Below are 23,483 nucleotides of genomic sequence, written 5' to 3'. Positions count from 1 at the left end.
CTACGGGTGGGTTCAGGCCGCTTTGGCCTTGCCGCGCATATCAGACACGCAGCGTTTGAGCAGATCGCGGATCGGCTCGCGCACGCTGCGCTTGTTCAATTTCTTGGTGCTCAACCACCGGCAATCGTCGATTTCATTAAGTGGACGCGGTTTCTTGGGGTGAGTGCGTTGCGCCTCGAACAGGTAGTGCACCACGTTGTCCTGCTTGTACTCAGAGACATAAACCAACCGGCTGAAGTGCAACCCCGTCTCTTCGGCCATTTCCCGCTTGGCCGCCTGCAGCGGCGTTTCACCACGTTCCACCCGCCCGCCTGGCAGATTCCATTTCGAGCGCCGCTTGCGCACGAAGAGGATCTCCCCGTCGCGGCGATAAATCACCGTGGCCCGCTGTTTCAAACCTTTGTATTTCGCTGTACTCGCTTCCATGGCACCCATTGTTCGTCCCATCTGGCCGTGACATTACATCGTGAGGAAACGCGCAGAGTCCTGACGACGCTCGCATCACCATGCGCCCCAAAAGTGTCGGTCTTATGACACCTCGACGGGATAGACACCCAGAGCCAGGCCGTCGTTCAGCACAAACACCCGCCAATTGCGTTGAACTAAGCGCGTCCCAGAGCGATCCCTGTTAACGCGCACCGTTGACGCGAACCCGATGGAACCGTGCATCCAGGGCTGCCTGCCAGCCCCTGAGCGACGAACGATAAGGAGCCGACGTGACCGATACCCCCTACCCTCTGTACCGCAGCACGCCCGGGCCGCTGCATGGCATGCTGCTGGGCGGCACCGTGGCGTTGTTCCTGGGCGCCTTGCTCAGTGACATCGCCTACTTCAAGACCTTCCTGATCCAGTGGAGCAACTTCGCCTCCTGGCTGATTGCCGGCGGCATGCTGTTGTGCGGGCTGACGTTGCTGTTTGCCCTGGTCAACCTGATCCGCGCCAGGCCAAGGTCCGGCCGGCCGACGGTGTATTTCCTGCTGCTGCTGGTCACCTGGGCGCTGGGCTGGATCAACGCATTCGAACACGCCAAGGACGCCTGGGCGGTGATGCCCAACGGGCTGATCCTGTCTGTCGTCGTGACCCTGCTGGCCTGTGTATCGGCCTGGACCGGCTTCACCAACCTTCGTGCAGGAGACGCCCGATGAGACCAACCTACGCACTGAGCGCACTGGCCATGGCGCTGCTGTTGAGCGCCTGCGGAGGCGAGAAGGATACGCCTCAGACCCACGGCCCCGACCCGCAGATGCCCCAGGCCGAACGCGGGCTGCTGCCCAGCATGAAGATCGCCGAACCGGTTGCCTGGGGCGACCAGAAACCGAGCGTGCCCGAGGGCTACAGCATTTCGGCCATTGCGAGCGATCTGCTGGTGCCGCGGCAAACGCTGGTCCTGCCCAATGGCGATATTCTGGTCGCCGAAGGCAAAGGCGGCACCGAGGCGCCCAAGCTCAAGCCCAAGGATGTGATCGCCAGCGTGATCAAGGCCCAAGGTAATACCAAGGTCAAGGGCGGTAACCGCCTGACGCTGCTGCGCGATGCCGACGGGGACGGCAAATACGAACTCAAGACCGTGTTCGCCGAAAACCTCAACGCACCGTACGGATTGGCGTTCGCCAACGGCAAGATCTACGTGGCCAACCAGGATGCGCTGGTCAGCTTCGATTACGCCGACGGCCAGACCAAGGCCAGCGGCGCGCCGACCACCCTCACCGAGCTACCCTCGAAGATCAACCACCACTGGACCAAGTCACTGGCGGTGAGCCCCGACGGCAGCCAGCTGTATGTGGGTATCGGCTCCAACAGCAACGTCACCGAACGCGGCATGGAGGTCGAACTGGACCGCGCGCAGATCTGGCAGATCGATGCAAGAAGCGGCGCCCACAAACCCTACGCCACCGGTGTTCGCAACCCCACGGCGCTGAAGATACAGCCCGGGACCGGCACCCTGTGGGCCGTGGCCAACGAGCGGGATGAACTGGGGCCGGATCTGGTGCCCGATTACCTGACCTCGGTGCGTGAAGGCGGTTTCTACGGCTGGCCCTACAGCTACTGGGGCCAGCATGTCGACACCCGTGCCCAGCCGCAGGATCCGGCCAAGGTCGCCTCGGCGATCAAGCCCGATTACAGCCTGGGCTCACACGTCGCGGCGCTCGGCCTGGATTTCTCGATCCCGGCCATGGGCGACAAGTTCGCGGACGGGGTGTTCGTCGGCGAGCACGGCAGTTGGAACCGCGACAACCCGGTGGGCTACAAAGTGGTATTCGTGCCCTTCAGCAACGGCCACGCCAGTGGTGAGCCGGTGGACTTCGCGACCGGCTTTCGCGGCACCGACGGCAAGACGCGAGGCCGCCCGGTGGGCGTCACGGTCGACCCCAAGGGCGCGCTCATCATCGCGGACGACCTTTCCAACACCGTCTGGCGCGTGACGCGCAACAAGTGAGGTGCAACCGGGCGGTAGGTGCATGCACCGCCCGGTTGAAGGTTTAGCATTGGTTATCGTTCATCAACTTTCGCACACCGAGGCCGAATGAGTTTCATTCTTTGCATGACGGTACTCGGTGTCCTGCTGATGCTGCTGGCGCTGACGTCCTCTTACCTGCGCTGGCTGCCGGTCACAACCTCTGCGGTGTGCCTGGCTTTTGGCGCTGTCATCGGGCCCTGGGGCATTGATCTTGTACAACTCGACATTCACGAAGCTCGCCACTGGCTGGAACGACTCACGGAAGTCGCGGTGCTGTTTTCGCTGTTCAATACCGGGATCAAGCTGCGCCTGCCGCTGAACCGCAAGGCCTGGCACTCGGCGTATCTGTTGGCGGTGCCGGTCATGCTGGCCAGCATTGTCGGCGTGGCGCTGGTCGCCCATTACCTGCTCGATGTGCCGTGGGCCATCGCCCTGCTGCTGGGGGCGATGCTGTCGCCCACCGATCCGGTGCTGGCGGGCATGGTGCAGGTCAACCATGCCCAGGATTTCGACCGGGTCCGTTTTGGCCTGTCCGGCGAGGCCGGGCTCAATGACGGCACGGCCTTTCCGTTCGTGATCTTCGCCTTGCTCTGCGTCAGCCACGGCGCCGGGGATTTCTCCTGGGTCCAGGGCTGGCTGCTGAAGAACATCCTCTGGGGTGTGCCGGTCGGGCTGTTGATCGGCTATGGCCTGGGCCGGGGCGTGGGACACCTGATGATCTACCTGCGCATCCGCAATGCCGACAGCACCACTTCGCCCAACGACTTTCTGGCCCTTGCGCTGATCGCCATGGCCTATGTCGTCGCCCAGGGTCTGGGGGCCTTCGGTTTTCTCTCGGTGTTCGCTGCGGGCCTGGGGCTGCGCCATGCCGAAGTCCGCACCACCGGCTCCGACGTTCCCGCCGAACAGGTGGCCCGGCCCGTGCTGGGTCACATGGACAGCGAACCCCAGGCCGGCACGGTCACCCGCCATGACGAACTGAGCCAGTCGCAACTGGCCGCCGGGGTGATGATGGGCGACATGCTGGCGTTCGGCAGCCTGGTGGAACGTGCCATGGAAGTGTTGCTGATTACCCTGCTCGGTGCGGTGGTGGCGTCCTACTGGGACTGGCATGCAGTGGTGCTCGGCCTCGCACTGTTCTGTGTGATCCGCCCACTGAGTGTCTGGCTGATCATCCGGGGCAGCCTGCTGACACGGCCGCAAAAGGCGCTGGTGGGCTGGTTCGGTATCCGCGGCATCGGCACTCTGTTCTACTTGTGTTACGCGTTGGCACACGGCTTGCCGGAGGAAAGCGTCAAAACCACCGTCAGCCTGACGTTATCGGTGGTTGCACTGAGCATCCTGTTGCATGGCATCAGCATTCAGCCGCTGCTGGAGCGCTATGAACGGAGCATGACCAAAGCCCCGCCCTAGACGCCTGCCGGGCAGGCGATAGACAGCGTCGATCAGCCCATCAGAACTAGCGATTTGCACAAGCTGCAAATGCTGCGATGATCGTCAATAGCCCCCCAGCCACGCAGCACTCTCGAGAACACCATGTCGGATCGAGTCCTCATAGACGGCTATTCACGCAAAGTCGATTACGTTCGCCTCTCGGTGACTGATCGCTGCGATTTTCGCTGCGTGTACTGCATGGCCGAGGACATGACCTTCCTGCCCCGCCAGCAGGTGCTGTCGCTGGAAGAGATCCAGCAGATCGCCGAGCGCTTCGTGGCACTGGGCACCAAGAAGATTCGCCTGACCGGCGGCGAGCCCCTGGTGCGCGCGGGGATCGTCGGCCTGTGCAAGAACATCGCCGCCCTGCCCGGCCTGCGCGAACTGTGCATGACCACCAACGGCTCGCAGCTGGAAAAACTTGCGGCGCCCCTGTTCGACGCCGGTCTCAAGCGCCTGAACATCAGCCTGGACAGCCTTGATCCCGTGCGTTTCAAGGAATTGACCCGCACCGGTGACCTGAGCAAGGTCATTGCCGGTATCGATGCGGCCAATGCTGCCGGGTTCACCCACACCAAGCTCAATTGCGTGGTGATGCAGGGCCGTAACGACCATGAGATCAACGACCTGGTGGCCTTCGCCATCGATCGCGGCCTGGACATCACCTTCATCGAAGAAATGCCGCTGGGCGTCATCAGCGAACACAGCCGCGCCGAGTCGTTCTTCTCCAGCGATCAGGTGCGCGAGAGGATTGCCGAACGCTACACGCTCATCAATTCGACCGAATCGACCCAGGGCCCGTCGCGCTACTGGCGCCTGGCCGAAGCCCCGGACATCCGCATCGGCTTCATCTCGCCCCACAGCCACAACTTCTGCGCCACCTGCAACCGCGTCCGCGTGACCGTCGAAGGACGGCTGCTGCTGTGCCTGGGCAACGAACACTCCGCCGACCTCAAAGCCGTCCTGCGCGCCAACCCCGGCCAACCGCAGAAGCTTGAAAACGCAATCATCCAGGCCATGAAGCTGAAACCGTACAAGCACAACTTCGAGATCAACGACGACGTGCAGGTGGTGCGGTTCATGAACATGACCGGCGGCTGACGCCGTCCCCAGCCTCACCCATGCCCCGTAGCAGCCGGGCTTGCCCGCGGGAGCGATTTTGAAATCGCCGACGCCGGCAAGCCCCACTGCTACGGGTCATCAATTCCGACACTACCCCAACAACTGACTCACCACTGCCCGCAACTTGCCCGGTTTCACCGGTTTGTTGAGCAGCGGCGCGTTGAGTTTCTGCAATGAGCGGCGGCACAGGTCGGTGCGGTCGGCGGTGATCATCACGCAGGGTATCTCGCAGGCGAAATGCTTGCGGATATGGGCCACCACGTCGCAGCCCAACACCCCGTGATCCAGATGAAAGTCGAACAGGATCAGCTCCGGTGCACGGCCCTGCAGGACGCTGTAGCACGATGCCTTGTCCGTGGCGGTCAGGACCTCGCAGCCCCACTGCCCCAGTAACGCCGCCATGCTTTCCAGGATGCTGGTTTCATTGTCGAGCACCAGCAAGCGCCGCCCCGGCAAGGGGTTGCCTGCGCCTGGCAACTGCTGCACCGCGACGCTGATCGGCGCTGGCATCTCTTCGGAAAGTGGCACGTCGATGGCGAACACCGAGCCCACGCCAGGTTGCGAGCGAACCAGAATCGGACTGCCAAGAATCCGCCCGATGCGTTCGACGATTGCCAGCCCCAGCCCGACGCCCTTGCGATCGGCAGCACGTCCGACGTCCAGCTGGTTGAATTCCAGGAAGATCGACCCCAGCCGATCCGCGGCAATCCCCCTGCCGGTGTCCCAGACCTCGATCCGCAACCGGTCCCCGCGCTTGCGCGCCGCCAGCAGGATGCTGCCGTGGTCGGTGTAGCGACAAGCGTTGCTGAGAAAGTTGCGCAGGATGCGCGTCAGCAGGCGCAGGTCGGTGCGTACCGCGAACTGGCCGATGCGAGCGCGCAGCGTCAAACCGGCGGCCGAGGCCACGGACTCGAACTCCGACACCAGCGGCGCCAGTACCTCGTCCAGCCGGTACAGGTCGATATCAGGCTGAACCGCGGCGCGGTCCAGCTTGGAGATGTCAAGCAGGTCGGTGAGCAGATCCTCCGCGCCCTCCAGTGCCTGATGCGTACGCTCCACCAGCAGATGCTCGGCGCCGGGCAGGGTTCGCTCGCGCAATGTGGCGATCAACAGCCGCGCGGCATTCAACGGCTGCAACAGGTCATGGCTGGCGGCCGCGAGGTATTTGTCCTTGCTGCGGTTGGCTGCTTCGGCGGCATCCCGGGCCTCGCGCAGGTCGCGTTCGATGCGCTCGCGCCGGGCGATCTGTTTCTGCAGCTTGCGGTTGGTTTCCAGCAGCTCATCGGTGCGCGCCGCGACGCGCAGTTCAAGCTGGTCGTTGAGCTCCTGCAAGCGCTGCTGGGCCTGTTTGCGCTCGGTGATGTCGGCGACGAAGCCTTCGAACAGGCCGTCTTCGTCGGGCTTGAGCAACAGGTTCATCAACACCTCGACGTAGGTGCCGTCCTTGCGCCGCAGGCGGGTTTCGTAGCCTTGCAGGCTGCGCTCGCGCTGCAAAACATGGGCGATGGCGTTCAGCTCGACCTGGGCCCCGATGAACAGCGTGCCGGCGAGGTCATGCAGGAACAGCAGCATTTCCTGCTCGTCGCGGTAGCCGAGCATGCGCGCCAGTGCCGGGTTGGCCGCGCGCAAGCCTTCGTGCAGGCTGGCCTGGAAGATGCCGTGCACGGCGTGATCGAACAGCCATTTATACCGGTTGCGCTCGGTTTCAAGCTCACCCAGGCGCAGGGTCAGCTCCGGGTAATGGCTTTTGCGCGTCGAATGGTTGCCCAGCCCGAGCAACGCATTGAGCGCACCCTGGCCGTCAGAGGGCTTCGCCATACACCACTTCGACGTCCCGCAGGCTGGAAACGCGGGGGTTGGTCAGGATGCACGGATCGTCCATGGCATGGCGCGACAGAAACGGAATGTCGCTGGTACGCACGCCTTGCAGGCCCAGGGTTTCATGGAATCCGACCTGGTGCTTCAGGGTAATCAGATGTTCCACCAGGCGCTTGCTGATGGCGGCGTGGCTCAGCCCCCGGCAATCGATGCCCAGGGTTTCGGCGATCACCTTGAAGCGATCCGGCGCCGAGTTGTAGTTGAACGCCACCACGTGCTCGACCAGCACCGCATTGCACAAGCCATGGGGCAGGTCGAGAAAGCCGCCCAGGCTGTGGGACATGGCGTGCACCGCGCCGAGGATCGCGTTGGAGAACGCAAGCCCGGCCTGCATGCTGCCCAGCATGACCTTCTCGCGCAGGGCGATGTCGGCCGGGGTGGCGATCATCTGCACCAGATTGCCGTTGATCAGGCGCATCGCTTCCAGCGCGTGGGGGTCGGTCAGCGGGCCGTGGCCGGTGGACACGAAGGCTTCGATGGCATGCACCAGCGCATCGATGCCGGTACAGGCCGACAGGAACGGGTCCATGCTCAGGGTGGTTTCAGGATCGATCAGCGACACATCGGGCACCACCGCCTTGCTGACGATGGAAAACTTCATGCGTTCCTGCTGATCGGAAATGATCACGAACTGCGAGACATCCGCCGAGGTGCCTGCGGTGGTCGGGATCAGGATCAGCGGCGGGCTGGGCACGCGAATGGTGTCCACGCCTTCGAACTCCAGGATATTGCGGCCGTGGGCCACGGCGATGCCGATGCCCTTGCCGCAATCCATGGGGCTGCCACCGCCCACGGCGACGATCACGTCGCAATGGTGCTCGCGGTACAGCTCGGCGCCGAGCATGACCTCCTCGACCCGGGGGTTGGGCGATACGCCGCTGTAGATCACGTAGTCGATGCTCTGGGCCTGGAGGCTGGCTTCGACGTCAGCGACCCAGCCGGCGGCGATCACGCCGGGGTCGCTGACCAGAAGGACCTTGCGCGCGCCGAAAGTCTTGGCGTAGTTGCCGACGCTGTGCCGGCTGCCCGCACCAAAGATGATTTCCGGGGACACGAATTTGCGAAGCTGGTTGAGGCTCTGGCTCATATCAGGCGCATTCTTGTTGTTATCAGCGAATGAGCGCCAGCCTAGAGCATCTGCGGGGTAATGCAATAGGACCAATGACTGACGGTGTCGGCTCATGGCAGAGGTCCTGGGGCGAGGGGAAAACCCGGCCAACACGGCGATTGACCGGGAATGCCGATCAGCGGCTGGCGAAGTACATGGTCACTTCAAAACCAATGCGCAAATCGGTGAACGCAGGTTTTCTCCACATGGGCCTTTCCTCTTGATGGACCGGGTTGATCCGGCAGGTTCATTAGCGCATGGCAGCGCATTTGGGCGAATAGTACTTTGGCACTGATTGGGGTAGGGATTGGTAGCGGCCTGGATCCACCGCCAGACCGGTAGGAGCGCGCTTGCCCGCGACCGCGCCAGCTCAGCGACTCTTTTGCAACTGATAGATCGCAGTCGCGGGCAAGCGCGCTCCTACAAGGGATCCGGGTGTCCCGAAGCTCACCCCCGAAACCGTAGCAGTCCGGCTTGCCGGCGTCGGCGTCTTCAGAATCGCTCCCGCGGGCAAGCCCGGCTGCTACGGGGGGTGGGTGTTACCGAGATGGGGGGTCAACCGCGTACCGTAGCAGCACGGCTTGCCGGCGGGGGCGTCCTCGAGAACGATCCGGCGGGCAAGCCGTGCTGCTACGGGGCTTTATTAGCGTTAGCGTTTGGTCACCAACTCCTTGGGCAACTTGAACGTCCAGAGCATGCCGCCCTGGTTGAAGTCCTTGACCCGCTTGGCCACCTCGCCGCCCCACAACGGCACCGCGCCGCCCCAGCCGGAGAGCACCGAGACGTACTGCTCGCCGTCCATCTCCCAGGTCACGGGTGAGCCCAGCACGCCGGAGCCGGTCTGGAATTCCCAGACTTTCTCCCCGGTCTTGGCGTTGAACGCCTGCAGGAAGCCCTCAGGCGTACCGGTGAACACCAGGTTGCCCTTGGTCGCGAGCACCCCGCCCCACAGCGGCGCGTAGTTCTTGTGGCGCCAGACTTCCTTGCCGGTCTTCGGATCGATGGCGCGCAGCACGCCGATGTAGTCCTCGTTCAGCGGCTTGATGGTGAAGCCCGCCCCCAGGAACGCCGCGCCTTTCTTGTAGGCGATGCCTTCGTTCCAGATGTCCATGCCCCACTCGTTGCCCGGCACGTAGAACAGCCCGGTGTCAGGGCTGTAGGCCATCGGCATCCAGTTCTTCGCCCCCAGGAACGCCGGCGCCACGAATGCCGCCGTGCCCTTGGCCTCACCGTCCGGCGCACCCGGACGGCTTTCGTCGATGTAGATGGGCCGGCCGTCCTTGTCCAGGCCCTTGGCCCAGGTGATCTTGTCGGCGAACGGGAAGCCCCGGATGAACTTGCCGTCCTTGCGGTTGAGCACATAGAAAAAGCCGTTGCGGTCGGCGGTGGCGGCGGCCTGCACGGTCTTGCCGTTTTCCTGATAGTCGAAGGAGATCAGCTCGTTGACGCCGTCGAAGTCCCAGCCATCGTGGGGCGTGCTCTGGAAGTGCCATTTGATGGTGCCGTCATCGGGATTGAGCGACAGCCTTGAAGAGGAATACAGGTTGTCCCCCGGGCGCATGTGCGAGTTCCAGGGCGAAGGGTTGCCGGTGCCGATCAGGATCTGGTTGTTGCTGGGGTCGTAGTAACCACCCAGCCACGGCGCAGCACCGCCGGTCTTCCACAGATCGCCCGGCCAGGTCTTGTTCGCCTCGCCGCCCGAGATGCCGTTTTCCACGGCCTGGCCGTCCTTGTAGACGTAGCCCATGTTGCCCTCGACCGTGGGCCGGGACCACAGCAGCGTACCGTTTTTCGGATCGTAGGCCTCGACCTTGCCCACCACGCCGAACTCGCCACCGGCCACGCCGGTAATCAGCTTGCCGTTGACGATCATCGGCGCCGCACTGATCGAATAGCCGGCCTTGTGATCCGCCACCTGCTTGCTCCAGACCACCTTGCCGGTGTCTTTGTTCAGCGCCACGAGCTTGGCGTCCAGCGTGCCGAAATACACAAGGTCGCCGTACAACGCCACGCCGCGGTTGATCACGTCACAGCAGGGACGGATGTCGTCGGGCAGCCGCGCATCGTATTGCCAGAGTTTCTTGCCGGTGCGCGCATCCACAGCGAACACCCGCGAGTAGGAGCCGGTGAGGTACATGACCCCGTCCTTGACCAGCGGTTGAGCCTGCTGGCCGCGCTGTTTTTCCCCGCCGAAGGAGAACGCCCAGACCGGCCGCAGTTCCTTGACGTTCTGCGTGTTGATGATGTCCAGCGGGCTGAAGCGCTGGCCCTGGACGCCCAGGCCGTTGGTGACGATCTGCTCGGGGTTCTTGGGGTCCTGGAGAATCTCTTCATCGGTCACGGCAGCCATCACGCTGCCAGACGACAGGATGGCGCTGACCAACAGGCCCAGAGCGAAGGAATGGCGACGTGCGGGTTGGATCATGACGGCTGCCTCTGCGGATTATTGTTCTGGTCTTCCCTTCGGGAATTTCCCGATCAGGTGGATTGTTCGCCTGCAGGTACAGCCCAACAATTGCCCGCAGTGTGGAGGTTTCTAGTTCTTTGGTAGGGGCAATGGCGATACGCGGGCCTTATCGCCCGTCCACCCGTGCCATGCGCACCCGCTCGTAGGCCGGGTACAGATGGCTGACGCTGCGGATCAACTCGTAACGGGTCAGGCTGATGCTGCCAAAACGGTCGGGGATGGGGCTGGCGATCAGCTCGGTCATGTCCTGCCCTTGTACGGCGCCTTCACGCAGCAGAGCGTCCAGCCAGGTCAGGTAGTCGCGGGTCTGTTCGAAGGGGTTTGCGTCAGTGGCGAGCGGACCGTGCCCCGCCACCAAAAGCTTCCAGGGCAAGGCCTGCAGCCGCTCAAGATCGGCCAGCCACACCTGCAATCCCGGGCTGTCCGGCGTAGTGAGCGCACGTTGATAGAACAGCAGGTCACCGGCGAACAGCACGCCGGTCCGCTCATCGAGAATCGCTAGGTCGGAACCGGTATGCCCGGCCAGTGCCAGCAACCGCAGCGGATGCCCGCCAATCTCCAGTACGCCCTTTTGCAGCACCTGGGTCGGCAGGACGGTTTCAGTCCCGCGCATCCAGTCACCGACCATGCGATACAGGTTTTCGGCCAGCGCATCGCCGTGGGCGCGCATCTGCGCGGTGGTCCCGGCCAGGGCGCCGATGGGCACGTCGGCAAAGGCCTGGTTGCCCAGCACATGGTCAGGATGATGATGGGTCAGCAGCACCTGGATCACCGGCTTGCCGGTGACTGTCGCAATCGCCTTGCGCAGCGCTTCGCCGTAACGGTGGGAAGGTCCGGTGTCGATCACCACCACGCCGCTGTCGGTGATGATGAACCCGGTATTGACGATGTTGCCGCCGTTGCTTCTGGCGAAATTCTCGGTGCTGCCCTCCAGCAGGTAGGTGCCCTCGGCGATCTGCCGGGGTTGCAGGCGGTAGTCCATGTCGGCGAAGGCCGTGAGCGCCAGCAGCAGGAGCCAGAGCATCAACAGCCCCGCAAGCATCAGGCGCCTCAAGGGATCACCGCACTGAACGGATTGCCGCTGATGTCCCGCAGAGACAGGCGCGTCTCGCCCGCCCCTTGAATATCCAGGCTCAGGGTCGGGTTCTCGCTGACCGCCGGGAACAATTGCAGCCTGGCGAGCAGCGTGCCGCTGGCATCGGTCAGTTGCGCCTGATCCAGATAGAACTCGGGAATGCCGCTGACCATGCCGTTGTCCATCGGGTGCGACACCTGCACCCGCAGACGGCTGTAATCGCCTCGGGGAAACCGCGCCCCGAGCACTTCGCCCAGGTGCTCTTCCCAACCCGGCTGGGTGCGCACCACGCTGGGCGCCGTGCAACCGCCGCCCGCGGCTTCGATGGTGGTCGAGCCGATGTGCCAGACGCCGTCGCGGGTCAGCGCAGCGGCACGCAGGGGTGTCGCCTGTTCGATGCGAATGCGGATCGACAGCCACGGCAGCACTCGATCCAGCGGCTCGAAATCGACAATCTGCGGCAAAGGGTTAAGCTCCGCCCACGCCAGGATTCGCACCACCTGGCCTTGATAAGCCCGAGCGTCGATCTCGATCGGCACTTGGCGAGCGTCCTCGGCAAACGGCGGCGCCCGCACCAGGATCTTATCGTCGAAGACATAGGGCTGACCGTCGAGGAATTTCTGCTGGAAGAAACTCCACATCACCGACGGCACTGGATCCTTGCCGGGGTCAATGGCGCAGGCATCGAAGCACACCAGCAGCACCAGCCAGGCCGTCATCCCGCAGCGCTTCACTGGTACATCTCCGGCACTTCATAGCGCATGCCATAGGCGGCATAAATGCGCTGCACGGTGCCCTCGCGAATCAGCGTCTCCAGCGCCTCCTCCACCGCATAGGCCAACTGGCGGTTGCTCTCATGCACCGCCATGCCGATGTCCCAGGTCTGGCGTCCCATGTTCGGGTAGGCATTTTCCGCCTGTTGCCAATGGGCATCGGCGGCCTGGTGCAGTTGCCAGTCGACCTCTCCGCGCATGGCCATCACCGCATCGACCTTGCCCTCGTGCATGGCCGCGAATGCGTCCTGCACGGAGGGAAAGTGATGGGTGCTGTGGGTGAACTGGCCGTTGAAAATCGTCGTCAGGTAGAACGACGGCACGCTGTCGGTTTCCACCCCTACCGGGTGCTCGTTGAACACCGCGACACTGGGCACGGACGCAAGCCGCTGGGTGTCGAACGCCACCTGCCAGCGCTCGGTCTGGTAGGGCGCGAACATCGCCACATGATCGTTCTCCAGCTCGCCGACGTCGTTGCGCTTCTGGGTGTAATCCTTGTCGTAAGGCACGCGCATCATCATGTCCGCCAGTTGCTGGCCGCGCAGCTGGCTGCCGCGCCAGATCAGATCACGCAGGTCGCCGTCGAGGTTCTCGCCCGGCGGCGCCCACATCAGCTCCAGCCGCACCCCCAAGGCCTTGGCCAGCGCCTGGGCCAGCTCCACGTCCACGCCACGGTCCTGACCGTCCACCTGAAAGCTGTAGGGGGCAAAGTTCTGGTACACCGCGACCTTGATGACCCCGGCGGCCATGATGCTGTCGTAGTTGCGAACCTGGGCGCTGGCAGGCTGAAACATCAGGCCCAGCAGGCAGCACAGCACAGCCAACCACCTTGTGAACGCACCCATGGCGATCAGTCCTCGGTGTGCACGCTGTCCAGGTAGGTCCGCACCGCCCACAAGGCTTCCTGACTCAGGTAATCGGCCATTTTCGGCATGTACACCCGGCCGTCCCGCACGGCGCCGTTGCGCACCCGCTCGACGAACCACTCGTCACCGCTGGCGCCGACGTCCAGATGCCGCAGGTCCGGGGCGATGCCGCCGGAAATCGCATCCAGGCCATGACACGCCGCGCAGTTCTGGGTGTAGGCGGACTTGCCGATTTCCAGCGCCTTGTCGTGGTCTTTCGAGTCGCGGTAGGGGTTCTCTGCCCGCCAGTCCTGCCCCAGTTGTTCGAGCCCGTCGGTGGCCACGGCATGGGGGACGACGTCGCCGTGGGCCTGGACGAGATTACTCAGCAGCAGCCCGCCAATGACCACGGCCCCCAACAGCAACCTGCGTTTGCTGGAACGGGAAGCGACATCAGGCAGGTTCACGGAAATTGTTGTCATTGTTATGTCCTCAAGGTGCACGCAAAAGCCATGCGTCCATCTTAAGAACCGCTGCCACCGCACCGAATGCTGCTTTGGTGGCCGCGCCCTACTACCTTGGTACTGGCAGACCCGTACCATCTGCATATTTGCCGCCGAGGCGAGCGTTCCTATGCTGGCACCACCTGCATGGAGTGCCTTATGCGCCTGTCCCTGTCCCTTTGGCTGCCGTACCCTCGCCTGCTGTGCCTGGCGCTTGCCGCCCTGTCGTTCTCGGCCATGGCCGATGACCAGCCGCTTGCGGTGCGCATCGGCTACCTTTCGTACATTCCCGACACCGGCCCGATCCTTTCCAACGTCACCCCTGAACCCAAGGACGCCGGGCTGCGCGGCGCTGAGCTGGCAATTGTCGACAGCAACAGCACCGGGCGTTTTCTCAAGCACAGCTACAGCCTGACCAGCGCCAGCGCCGACAGCCCCGATGCGCTGCTTGAGCAGGCCCGCGCGCAACACGATCAGGGCCTGCGCCTGTTCGTGGTCAACGCCCCGGCAGATACCCTGCGCCAGCTCAGCGCCGCACTGCCGGACAGCCTGCTGTTCAACGCAGGCAGCGCCGACGACAGCCTGCGCAGCACCAACTGCCTGCACAACGTGCTGCACACCTTGCCGAGCCGGGCGATGCTGGCCGACGCGCTGGCGCAGTTCCTCACGGTGCGGCGCTGGCAGCGCTGGCTGTTGATCGTCGGCCAGACACCCGATGACCAGGCCTACGCCGCCGCCCTGCGCCGCGCCGCCAAGCGCTTCGGACACAAGATCGTCGCCGAGAAAACCTGGAGTTTCGACAACGACCAGCGCCGCAGCGCCCAGGCCGACATGCCGCTGTTCACCCAGACCGCCGAATACGACGTGGTGCTGGTGGCCGACGAGCGCGGCGACTTTGGCGAATACGTGCCCTACCAGACCTGGTACCCGCGCCCGGTGGCCGGCACCCAGGGCCTGACGCCCACCGGCTGGCACCGCACCGTTGAAACCTACGGCGCCGCACAATTGCAGAAGCGCTTCGAGGCACTCGCCGGGCGCTGGATGAACGACCGCGACTTCGCCGCCTGGATGGCCGTGCGCAGCGTCGCCAGCGCCGTCACCCGGCTGCGCGGCACCGATCCCATGCAGATTCGTGAACTGGAATTGAGCGAAACCCTGCCGCTGGACGGTTTCAAGGGCAGCAAGCTCAGCTACCGGCCCTGGAACGGCGAGCTGCGCCAGCCGATTCCAGTGGTTCAGCCCCAGGCCCTGGTCACCACTTCACCTCAGGAAGGCTTTCTGCACCCCGGCACCGAACTCGACAGCCTGGGCTACGACAAGCCGGAGGTCAGCTGCACCTATTGACCCGCGCACGCCCCCGACAATACCCATAACAAGGACTCCAACATGCGCCGTACCCTACTCTCCGCTGCCCTGCTGCTTGCCGCCGCGCCTGCGCTTGCCGCCACTGCGTTCGTCTCCAACGAAAAGGACAACAGCCTGAGCCTGATCGACATGGACACGCTGCAAGTGACCAAGACCCTGCCGGTGGGCATGCGTCCGCGCGGCCTGTTGCTGTCCCACGACAGCAAGCTGCTGTACATCTGCGCCAGCGACTCGGACCGGGTGCAGGTGATGGACGTGGCGACCCTGAAGATCATCAAGGAACTGCCCTCCGGTAAAGACCCCGAACAATTCGCCCTGCACCCCAATGACCGCTGGCTGTACGTCTCCAACGAGGACGATTCGCTGGTCACGGTGATCGACACCCAGACCTCCAAGGTGCTGGCCCAGGTCGACGTCGGCGTGGAGCCCGAGGGCATGGCGGTCAGCCCCGACGGCAAGTGGGCGATCAACACCAGTGAAACCACCAACATGCTGCACTGGATCGACACCTCGACCCAGAAGCTGGTGGACAACACCCTGGTGGATCAGCGCCCGCGCTTCGTCGAGTTCACCAAGGACGGCAGCCAGCTGTGGGCCTCGGCTGAAATCGGCGGGACCCTGACCGTACTCGACGTCGCCAGCCGCAAGATCCTCAAGACCCTGAAATTCGAGATAAAAGGCGTGCACCCCGACAAGGTGCAACCGGTGGGCATCCGCATCACCGATGACGGCAAATACGGCTTCGTTGCCCTGGGCCCGGCCAACCACGTGGCAGTGATCGACGTGAAGACCCTGGAAGTGATCGACTACCTGCTGGTGGGCCGGCGCGTCTGGCAACTGGCGTTCACCCCGGACCAGACCCGTTTGCTGGCCACCAACGGGGTAAGCGGTGATGTTTCGGTGATCGATGTTGCCAGCCGCAAGGTGCTCAAGTCAGTCAAGGTCGGGCGCTACCCGTGGGGCGTGGCGGTGGCGCCATGAGCGCGCTGCAGGTCAGCGAGCTGAGCTTTGCCTACGGCGAACGCGAGGCACTGCGCGGGGTGTCATTCAGCCTCGCGCCGGGTCGGTTTGCCGCGCTGCTAGGCCCCAACGGCGCGGGCAAATCCACGCTGATCGCGCTGCTCACGCGCCTCTACGATCTGCAGAAAGGCGAGGTGCGCATGGGTGAGCATTCGTTGCGTCAGTCGCCCCGACCTGCCCTGCGCCAGATGGGTGTGGTGTTCCAGCAGAGCACCCTGGACCTTGACCTGAGCGTGGAGCAGAACCTGCGTTATCACGCGGCGTTGCACGGGCTGGCGCGGCGTGAGGTGAGCGAACGGGTCGCGCTGGAACTGGATCGCCAGGGGCTGACCGAGCGCCGACGCGAGCGGGTGCGCGCCCTCAACGGAGGCCATCGGCGGCGGGTGGAAATCGCCCGCGCCCTGCTGCACCAGCCGCGCCTGTTGTTGCTGGACGAGGCCAGCGTCGGCCTCGACCCTGCCAGCCGCCTGGCGCTCAACGCCCATGTGCGCAGCCTGTGCCACGACCAGGGGATCAGCGTGCTGTGGACCACTCACCTGCTCGACGAAGTGCATCCCGACGACGATCTGCTGATCCTGCATCAGGGCCGTCTTGTAGCCAGCGGTCAGGCAGGCGATGTCAGCGCCGAACACGGTGGCGGGCTGGACGCAGCCTTCAGGCAACTCACCACCAGCGGAGCCTCCCGATGAACGCCTACTGGCAGTGCCTGAGCGGCATCGTGTTGCGCGAATGGCTGCGGTTCGTGATGCAGCGCACGCGGTTTCTCAGCGCCTTGGTCCGCCCGTTGCTGTGGCTGCTGGTGTTCGCAGCGGGATTTCGTGCGGCGCTGGGCATTGCGATCATCGAGCCCTATGACACCTACATCCCCTACGAGGTGTACATCATTCCGGGGCTGGCGTGCATGATCCTGCTGTTCAACGGCATGCAGGGCTCGCTGTCGATGGTCTATGACCGCGAGATGGGCAGCATGCGCGTGCTGCTCACCAGCCCCTTGCCGCGCACCTTCCTCTTGCTGTGCAAGCTGCTGGCAACCTCGCTGATTTCGCTGTTGCAGGTGTACGCCTTTCTCGGCGTGGCCTGGGTCTATGGCGTGCAACCGCCCGCCGGGGGCCTGCTCCTGGCCCTGCCTGCACTGCTGCTGGTGGCGCTGATGTTGAGTGCCCTGGGGTTGCTGCTGTCCAACGCCATTCGCCAACTGGAAAACTTCGCCGGGGTGATGAATTTCGTGATCTTCCCGTTGTTCTTCATGTCGTCGGCGCTGTACCCGCTGTGGAAAATGCGCGAGGCCAGCGAGTGGCTGTACTGGCTGTGCGCGGTCAACCCGTTCAGCCATGCGGTGGAGCTGGTGCGATTTGCCATGTATGAACGCTTCAACCCCCTGGCCCTCGCCGTCTGCGCGATCCTCACGGCAGTCTTCGCCAGCCTCGCGGTGCTGACCTTCAACCCCCAGCATGCAGCGGTGCGCAAAGCGTCATGACGTTTCCCCGGTTTCACTCGCGCCTTACAACCTGTGGGAGTGGGCTTGCCCACGAAGACGACGGACCAGACGCCACACCTCCAGCTCAGCAACATCGCTTTCGCGGGCAAGCCCGCTCCCACAGAATTGGGGGATCGGGAGCGCAAAATTACGACTTTAGTACTGGTTTTCCACGCTATTGGTCGCATTCACAAAGCATCGGGACTGGCTTGTAATGCAGGCACAAGAAAAAGGAAAACCTGCCATGCCCCGTGCGCTGTTGTCTGCCTGTCTGCTGATCCTTCTGGGTACGAACGCCTTGTGCCAGGCCCAGGACGCCGCGCTGTTCAACGCTGACGGCTATCGCATTTCCCTCTACCGCAGCCCCACCCCGCACCAGATCCCCGGCGCGCAGCTCATCGACACCGAACAGCTGCAAACCCTGCTCAGGCAATCCGACAAGCCCCTGCTGATCGACGTCTACCGCCGCCAATGGCTGCAAGGCCGTTTCATCGAAGACGAACCCCACGCCAACCTGCCGGGCAGCCACTGGCTGGCCAATACCGGGGATGGCGAGTTATCGCCGGTTTGGATGGAATATTTCACCCTCAACCTGCGCAGGTTGAGCGACGGTCGGCAGGACCGGCCGCTTGTGTTCTACTGCCGCTCAGACTGCTGGCTGAGCTGGAACGCGATCAAGCGGGCAAGCGGTCTGGGCTACAGTCATCTGTATTGGTACCGCGATGGCCTGGACGCCTGGCTGGCCGCCGGGCTTGCAGTCGAACCGGCTCAACCCGAACCCTTGCGCTGAAGCGTTGCGACAATAATAAAGGTGGAAAACCATGTACAAGATCCTGATCGCCGATGACCACCCGCTGTTTCGCGAGGCCATTGCCAACGTCATCAGCGACGGCTTTCCCGGCAGCGAAGTGATGGAAACCCAAGACCTGGACAGCGCCCTGGCCCTGACCCGCGACCACGACGACCTGGACCTGATCCTGCTGGACCTTAACATGCCGGGCATGCACGGGCTCAATGGCCTGATCAACCTGCGCAACGAGGCGCCGACGATTCCGGTGGTGATCGTGTCGGCCGAGCAGGACAAACAGGTGGTGCTGCAAGCCATTACCTACGGCGCGGTGGGCTTCATCACCAAATCCTCGCCACGCAAGCAGATGACCGATGCCATCGAGCAGATCCTCGACGGCAACGTCTACCTGCCATCGGACATCATCCGCAGCCAGAAACCCGCTTCCCGCCGCAGCACCAGCGAAGCGCCGCACTTCCCGCCCGAACTGCTGCAGGCCTTGACCCGCAAACAGCTGCTGGTGCTGGAACGCATGACCAAGGGCGACTCCAACAAGCAGATCGCCTTCAGCCTGGCGATCGCCGAAACCACGGTCAAAGCCCATGTCTCGGCGATCCTGCGCAAGCTCAACGTGCACAACCGGGTGCAGGCGATTCTGAGCGCCGGGGATATCGATTTCGCAGCCTACCTGCGGCGTTAGGCTGCGTGAGGCGAGGCCTGCACGGCGCTTGCCGACACCGCCGCGGCGTCTTGCAGAATCAGATCCGCGCCCTTCTCCGCCACCATCAGCACCGCCGCATGGGTGTTGCCGGAGGTCACGTTGGGGAAGATCGACGCATCGACGATGCGCAGCCCATCGATGCCATGCACTTTCAGGCGCTTGTCCACCACCGAGGTCTGCTCGTCGGCACCCATGGCGCATGAGCCGCACAGGTGATAGATCGAACCTGAGTTGTGGCGGAAGTATTCCAGCATCTGCTCGTCGGTTTCGACCACAGGCCCCGGCAGCACTTCGTCCACCGTAATATCCTTGAGCGCAGGCGCCGACATGATCTTGCGCATCAGGCGACTGCCCTGGATCACCTCGTCGATGTCCTTCTGGGTGCTCAGGTAATTGGGGTCGATCAACGCCGCATCACGGGGGTTGTTCGAAGCGATTTCGATGTGCCCGCGACTGGTGGGACGGCACGGATTGAAGCACAGCAGGAAACCGGAATACGGCTCGGGCTTGAGGCTGGCCTTGTTGTTCTTCGGAATCTGGTAGGACAGCGGGTTGAAATACAGCTGCAGGTTCGGGTGGCTCTGATCGTCGTTGCCACGGAAGAAGCCACCGGCCTGATTGACGCTCATCGCCAGCGCGCCCTTGCGGGTGATCAGGTACTTGAGGCCCAGCAGCGCCTGGCCGAACAGCGAGCTGAGCTGATCGTTCAGGGTCGGGATATTGGCCTTGTAGTAGTAGCTGACGCACAGGTGATCCTGCAGGTTCTGCCCCACCGCCGGCAGGTGCTTGACCGGCTTGATGCCATGCTTGGCCAGCAGCGTTTTATCCGCGACGCCGGACAGTTGCAGAATCTTCGGCGTGTCGACGGCGCCTGCGCAGAGAATCACTTCCTTGCGCGCGGCAAAGGTGCGCTTGACCCCGTTCTGGCTGATCTCGACACCCACTGCCCGCTTGCCTTCGTCATCGAACAGCACCTGATCGACCAGGGCGTAATGCTCAAGCGTCAGGTTCTTGCGGCTCAGCGCCGGGTGCAGGTGAGCGAAGCTGCTGGAGCAGCGTTCGCCATTGCGGGTGTTGACGTCGTACAGCCCCGCGCCTTCGAATTTCGGGCCGTTGAAGTCATCGCTGCGCGAGTAACCCAGTTGCTCGCAACCTTCGAGGAACACGTCGCAGATCGGGTGCGTCTGGCCCTTCATCGGGGTGATGCTGATCGGGCCGCTGGCGCCGTGGTACTCGGTGTCGCCCAGCGGGTGGTTTTCCAGCTTGCGGAAGTACGGCAGCACGTCCTTGAAGCCCCAACCGTCGTTGCCGTTGGCGGCCCAGTCGTCGAAGTCATGGGCCTGGCCGCGCACGTAGATCATCGCGTTGATCGAGCCGGAACCACCCTGCACCTTGCCGCGCGGGGCGTAGATGGCGCGATTGCCCAGCTGCTTCTGTGGCTGGCTGTAGTACATCCAGTTGAAGGTGGGGTTGTAATACATTTTGGCGAAGCCCACCGGGATCTTGAACCACAGCGAGCTGTCCTTGCCGCCCGCTTCGAGCAGCAGCACGGTGTATTGGCCCGATGCCGAGAGCCGGTTGGCCAGAACGCAACCTGCGGCGCCAGCGCCAGCGATGATGTAGTCGTATGTCATGCACGGTTACCGATAAAAAAAGCGTGAGCCTGCGAACTTCCTGCCAGTAGGAGCGCGCTTGCCCGCGAAGGCGTCGTATCAGGCACATTGAGTTGCCAGACAGATTGCTGTCGCGGGCAAGCGCGCTCCTACAGGTGTCAGCCCTTGGCCGGTGAAAAATCCTTCACATCTGCCGGGGTCGCAGCCATCTGCAGATGCAAGCGCGACCCGGTATACGGCGTGTGTGCGCGCACAACGTCCATGTTCAGCTCGACACCCAGGCCAGGCTCGCTGGACGGAATGATGTAGCCGTCTTCCCACTGCAGCGGTTTGGTCAGGACTTCGGCATGGAAACCACCCCAGGTCTCGATGCTTTCCTGGATCAGGAAGTTGGGCGTGCAGGCTGCCAGCTGGAAACTGGCCGCAGCGCCAATCGGGCCGTTGTACAGGTGCGGGGCGATCTGCGCGTAGTGTGCCTCGGCCATGCTGGCGATCTTCTTGCCTTCGAGCAGGCCGCCACAGCGGGCCACGTTCATTTGAAGGATCGACGCACCGCCGGCCTGCAGCAACTTGTGGAACTCGTACTTGGTGGTCAGGCGCTCGCCGGTTGCAATCGGGATGCTGGTCTTGCTCGCCACTTGCGCCATGGCTTCTTCCTGCCCTGGTGGCACCGGTTCTTCGAACCACAGCGGGTCGTATTTCTCCAGGCGCTTGGCGAGGCGAATCGCCGAGGACGGCACCATCTGCCCGTGGGTGCCGAACAGCAGGTCGCACTTGTTGCCCACCGCTTCGCGGATCTTGCGGCAGAAGGTTTCGCAACGCTCCAGCACTTCCAGCGAGATCTGGTGGCCGGAGTACGCCGTGTAGGGGCCTGCCGGGTCGAACTTCACTGCGGTGAAGCCCTTGTTCATGTTTTCGATGGCGCACTCGGCGGCCAGGTCCGGGTCGTCGTAGTCGTACTCGCCCTGGCTATTGACCGGGTACAGGTAGGTGTAGGAACGCAGGCGCTCATGCACCTTGCCGCCCAGCAGTTCATAGACCGGCTTGTTCGCCGCCTTGCCGATAATGTCCCAGCAGGCCATTTCCAGGCCGCTGACCACGCCCATCATGGTCAGGTCCGGGCGCTGGGTGAAGCCGCTCGAATAGGCCTGGCGGAAGAAGCGCTCGATGTGATGCGGGTCGTGGTTGAGCAGGTGGCGCTCGAACACGTCCTCGATGATCGGCAGCATGGCCTTGGGGCCGAAGGTGGCGGCGTAGATCTCACCGACGCCTTCAATGCCGCAGTCGGTCTTGAGTTTGACGAAGATCCAGTACATGCCACCGATGTGCGGGGGTGGAACGGCGACGATATGGGTTTCCAGGGCGATGACTTTCATCTCGGGCACCTTAGACGTTGGAAAGCTTGGATAGGGAAGAGCGACGGATCCGCGCCCGCAGCGTCAGCGCTGCCAGGGTGCCGATCAGGCCGACGAAAGCGATGTAGCTGAAATACAGCTGGTAACCGGCGGCTCCCGGGTAGTGCTCGGTGAGGTAGCCGTTGATCAGCGGAATGAAGGTGTCAGGCAGGTAACCGACCACCGAGACGATGCCGATGGCCAGGCCCGTGATACGCAGCGGAATGTTGCAGGTGTCGAGAATCGCCCAGTACAGGCCGCGAATGGCGTAGGTCATGAGGCCAATGAAAATCACCGTCACTACCAAAAGGCCCAGATTGTTGAAGGCCGGGAACACCACAAGGCCCGCCATCGCCAGGGTGGCCAGGGCCAGCGCGACGATCAGCACCGAGATATTCGAATACTTGTCGCCCAGCCAGCCGCCGCCGATGCCGCCCACCGGGCGCATCCACAGTTTGATGGTGGTGATGGTGCCGGCCATGACTGCGGTCATGCCGCTGCCTTGCAGGTAGTCTGAGAAGCTGTAGGTGGCCCAGAAGATGTGGTAACCGCAGAACACGATGGCCGTGACCAGCCACAATTCAGGGATCTTCACCAGAGTGGCGAGATCCTTGAACAGGTTGTGCTTTTCATCGGTGGCCGAGGCTTCGGCGGCGACTGATTTCGGGTCCTTGACCAGCACCAGCAGGCAACCCAGGCCGATGCAGATGAACGAATAGAGGTACACGACATGGCGGAAACCTTCGGCTGCCGTCTGTCCGCCGGTGCCGATAGCATAGGCGAACAGGCCGAGCGCGACGGTCGCCAGCAAGGCTTCCACCAGACCGCGACCGCCATCGAGAATGCCGAAGAAACGACCCTGCTCGGAATGCTGCGCGATCATCTTCACCCGCTTGAGCACCGAGGCCCAGAAGGTCAGGCCGGTGGTCAGGCCCCAGCAGCCGAAGATAATCATCAGGCCCGTCATCGACGGCACGGTGGAGTACCACAGGCCCAGGGCGCCGGTGGCCACCAGCGAGAAGAAAATCAGGAAACGCGGCGCGATGCGGTCAGCCAGCCAGCCGCTTGGCAGGTAGCTGATGAGGAAAATCGTGCCCAGCATCGAGTACAGGTAACCCAGCTCGCTGTGGTTGATCTGGAACACTTCGAGCATGGTGGTCTGGTAGACCTGGCGCAGGTAGAGGATCGGATAGATCGCTCCGGCGGCCAGCACCAGCAGCATCAGTTGCAGGTAACGGGTGGCTTTGTCGCTCTTGGCGACAGAGGCGGCAGGATTCTGAACAGCGGCCGCGACAGAAGCAGGCTTGGACATTTGAAGAACCTCAGCACCCCTCGGCGTACGAGGGGCAATTTTAGTTTTTGTTATGGGGTGCTGCGGCAAGCTTCAAGCGGCAAGCTACAAGTTAAAGCAGTCTGTGGTGTGCTTTTGCCTTGTACTTTGCA

At 63.3% G+C, this 23,483-nt stretch carries 22 protein-coding genes; 10 read left to right on the top strand and 12 right to left on the bottom strand.

The genetic code is table 11. The features are described from left to right. Window positions 1–12 precede the first annotated feature (12 nt). The gene (locus ACIPO9_RS11220; RefSeq protein WP_274130646.1) at window positions 13–435 is read right to left on the bottom strand and encodes an NUDIX hydrolase; all 423 of its coding nucleotides are present in this window, start codon (window positions 433–435) and stop codon (window positions 13–15) included. A 281-nt stretch (window positions 436–716) separates the two neighbouring features. On the opposite strand from ACIPO9_RS11220, the gene ACIPO9_RS11215 reads away from it, so the two are divergent. From ACIPO9_RS11215 to moaA, 4 genes are all read left to right on the top strand, one after another. Then, window positions 717–1,145, top strand: a complete 429-nt coding sequence (locus ACIPO9_RS11215; protein ID WP_274130644.1) for a DUF2231 domain-containing protein — start codon at window positions 717–719, stop codon at window positions 1,143–1,145. After that, the gene (locus tag ACIPO9_RS11210; protein ID WP_400780888.1) at window positions 1,142–2,437 is read left to right on the top strand and encodes a PQQ-dependent sugar dehydrogenase; all 1,296 of its coding nucleotides are present in this window, start codon (window positions 1,142–1,144) and stop codon (window positions 2,435–2,437) included. Before ACIPO9_RS11215 ends, ACIPO9_RS11210 begins: the two co-directional genes overlap by 4 nt. An 87-nt stretch (window positions 2,438–2,524) precedes the next feature. Continuing rightward, on the top strand, window positions 2,525–3,871 hold the full coding sequence (locus ACIPO9_RS11205; RefSeq protein WP_400780885.1) for a cation:proton antiporter: 1,347 nt from the start codon (window positions 2,525–2,527) through the stop codon (window positions 3,869–3,871). A gap of 123 nt (window positions 3,872–3,994) precedes the next feature. Next, window positions 3,995–4,993, top strand: coding sequence for a GTP 3',8-cyclase MoaA (gene moaA / locus ACIPO9_RS11200; protein WP_400780883.1), 999 nt, complete (start codon window positions 3,995–3,997; stop codon window positions 4,991–4,993). Window positions 4,994–5,104: 111 nt separating this feature from the next. Here the strand turns inward: moaA and ACIPO9_RS11195 are convergent, their stop codons facing one another. From ACIPO9_RS11195 to pedF, 8 genes are all read right to left on the bottom strand, one after another. Next, window positions 5,105–6,832, bottom strand: coding sequence for a NahK/ErcS family hybrid sensor histidine kinase/response regulator (locus ACIPO9_RS11195; RefSeq protein WP_400780881.1), 1,728 nt, complete (start codon window positions 6,830–6,832; stop codon window positions 5,105–5,107). Further along, window positions 6,816–7,979 (bottom strand): alcohol dehydrogenase-like regulatory protein ErcA, encoded by a 1,164-nt coding sequence (gene ercA / locus ACIPO9_RS11190; protein ID WP_400780879.1) that lies wholly within the window; start codon window positions 7,977–7,979, stop codon window positions 6,816–6,818. The genes ACIPO9_RS11195 and ercA overlap by 17 nt, the downstream gene beginning before the upstream one ends. Before the next feature lie 157 nt (window positions 7,980–8,136). Further along, entirely contained in the window at window positions 8,137–8,208 is a 72-nt protein-coding gene (pqqA, locus tag ACIPO9_RS11185; protein WP_400781073.1) for a pyrroloquinoline quinone precursor peptide PqqA, read from the bottom strand. Between the two features lie 441 nt (window positions 8,209–8,649). After that, complete coding sequence (locus ACIPO9_RS11180; protein WP_274130633.1) at window positions 8,650–10,425, bottom strand: PQQ-dependent methanol/ethanol family dehydrogenase; 1,776 nt, start codon at window positions 10,423–10,425, stop codon at window positions 8,650–8,652. A 148-nt stretch (window positions 10,426–10,573) separates the two neighbouring features. Continuing rightward, window positions 10,574–11,491 (bottom strand): quinoprotein relay system zinc metallohydrolase 1, encoded by a 918-nt coding sequence (locus ACIPO9_RS11175; protein ID WP_400780877.1) that lies wholly within the window; start codon window positions 11,489–11,491, stop codon window positions 10,574–10,576. Between the two features lie 26 nt (window positions 11,492–11,517). Beyond that, complete coding sequence (locus tag ACIPO9_RS11170) at window positions 11,518–12,261, bottom strand: quinoprotein dehydrogenase-associated SoxYZ-like carrier (protein ID WP_400780875.1); 744 nt, start codon at window positions 12,259–12,261, stop codon at window positions 11,518–11,520. A gap of 11 nt (window positions 12,262–12,272) precedes the next feature. Continuing rightward, complete coding sequence (locus ACIPO9_RS11165) at window positions 12,273–13,160, bottom strand: substrate-binding periplasmic protein (protein WP_400780873.1); 888 nt, start codon at window positions 13,158–13,160, stop codon at window positions 12,273–12,275. Between the two features lie 5 nt (window positions 13,161–13,165). Then, on the bottom strand, window positions 13,166–13,642 hold the full coding sequence (gene pedF, locus ACIPO9_RS11160) for a cytochrome c-550 PedF (protein WP_274130628.1): 477 nt from the start codon (window positions 13,640–13,642) through the stop codon (window positions 13,166–13,168). Between the two features lie 180 nt (window positions 13,643–13,822). On the opposite strand from pedF, the gene ACIPO9_RS11155 reads away from it, so the two are divergent. From ACIPO9_RS11155 to ACIPO9_RS11130, 6 genes are all read left to right on the top strand, one after another. Then, window positions 13,823–15,007, top strand: coding sequence for an ABC transporter substrate-binding protein (locus ACIPO9_RS11155; RefSeq protein WP_400780871.1), 1,185 nt, complete (start codon window positions 13,823–13,825; stop codon window positions 15,005–15,007). Window positions 15,008–15,049: 42 nt separating this feature from the next. Beyond that, the gene (locus ACIPO9_RS11150) at window positions 15,050–16,009 is read left to right on the top strand and encodes a YVTN family beta-propeller repeat protein (protein ID WP_400780870.1); all 960 of its coding nucleotides are present in this window, start codon (window positions 15,050–15,052) and stop codon (window positions 16,007–16,009) included. Beyond that, entirely contained in the window at window positions 16,006–16,737 is a 732-nt protein-coding gene (locus ACIPO9_RS11145) for an ABC transporter ATP-binding protein (RefSeq protein ID WP_400780867.1), read from the top strand. The genes ACIPO9_RS11150 and ACIPO9_RS11145 overlap by 4 nt, the downstream gene beginning before the upstream one ends. Then, window positions 16,734–17,525 (top strand): ABC transporter permease, encoded by a 792-nt coding sequence (locus tag ACIPO9_RS11140; RefSeq protein WP_400780866.1) that lies wholly within the window; start codon window positions 16,734–16,736, stop codon window positions 17,523–17,525. The genes ACIPO9_RS11145 and ACIPO9_RS11140 overlap by 4 nt, the downstream gene beginning before the upstream one ends. Before the next feature lie 244 nt (window positions 17,526–17,769). Continuing rightward, window positions 17,770–18,315: a PQQ-dependent catabolism-associated CXXCW motif protein gene (locus ACIPO9_RS11135; protein WP_400780863.1), complete on the top strand. Its 546-nt coding sequence runs from the start codon at window positions 17,770–17,772 to the stop codon at window positions 18,313–18,315. Between the two features lie 31 nt (window positions 18,316–18,346). Beyond that, window positions 18,347–19,012, top strand: a complete 666-nt coding sequence (locus tag ACIPO9_RS11130; RefSeq protein WP_400780860.1) for a response regulator — start codon at window positions 18,347–18,349, stop codon at window positions 19,010–19,012. Here the strand turns inward: ACIPO9_RS11130 and ACIPO9_RS11125 are convergent. The 3 genes from ACIPO9_RS11125 to ACIPO9_RS11115 form a co-directional block, all read right to left on the bottom strand. After that, the gene (locus tag ACIPO9_RS11125; RefSeq protein ID WP_400780858.1) at window positions 19,009–20,667 is read right to left on the bottom strand and encodes a GMC family oxidoreductase; all 1,659 of its coding nucleotides are present in this window, start codon (window positions 20,665–20,667) and stop codon (window positions 19,009–19,011) included. The genes ACIPO9_RS11130 and ACIPO9_RS11125 overlap by 4 nt on opposite strands. 137 nt (window positions 20,668–20,804) lie before the next feature. Continuing rightward, window positions 20,805–22,022 (bottom strand): mandelate racemase/muconate lactonizing enzyme family protein, encoded by a 1,218-nt coding sequence (locus ACIPO9_RS11120; protein WP_400780855.1) that lies wholly within the window; start codon window positions 22,020–22,022, stop codon window positions 20,805–20,807. 10 nt (window positions 22,023–22,032) lie between these two features. Then, window positions 22,033–23,352: a nitrate/nitrite transporter gene (locus ACIPO9_RS11115; RefSeq protein WP_400780852.1), complete on the bottom strand. Its 1,320-nt coding sequence runs from the start codon at window positions 23,350–23,352 to the stop codon at window positions 22,033–22,035. Between the last annotated feature and the right edge of the window lie 131 nt (window positions 23,353–23,483).

The sequence above is a fragment of the Pseudomonas sp. NPDC090203 genome (genome assembly GCF_044746765.1).
GTDB classification, from domain to species: domain Bacteria; phylum Pseudomonadota; class Gammaproteobacteria; order Pseudomonadales; family Pseudomonadaceae; genus Aquipseudomonas; species Aquipseudomonas putida_AD.
Note: the sequence above shows the minus strand (reverse complement) of the source record. Positions and strands in the feature narration are given on the sequence as shown.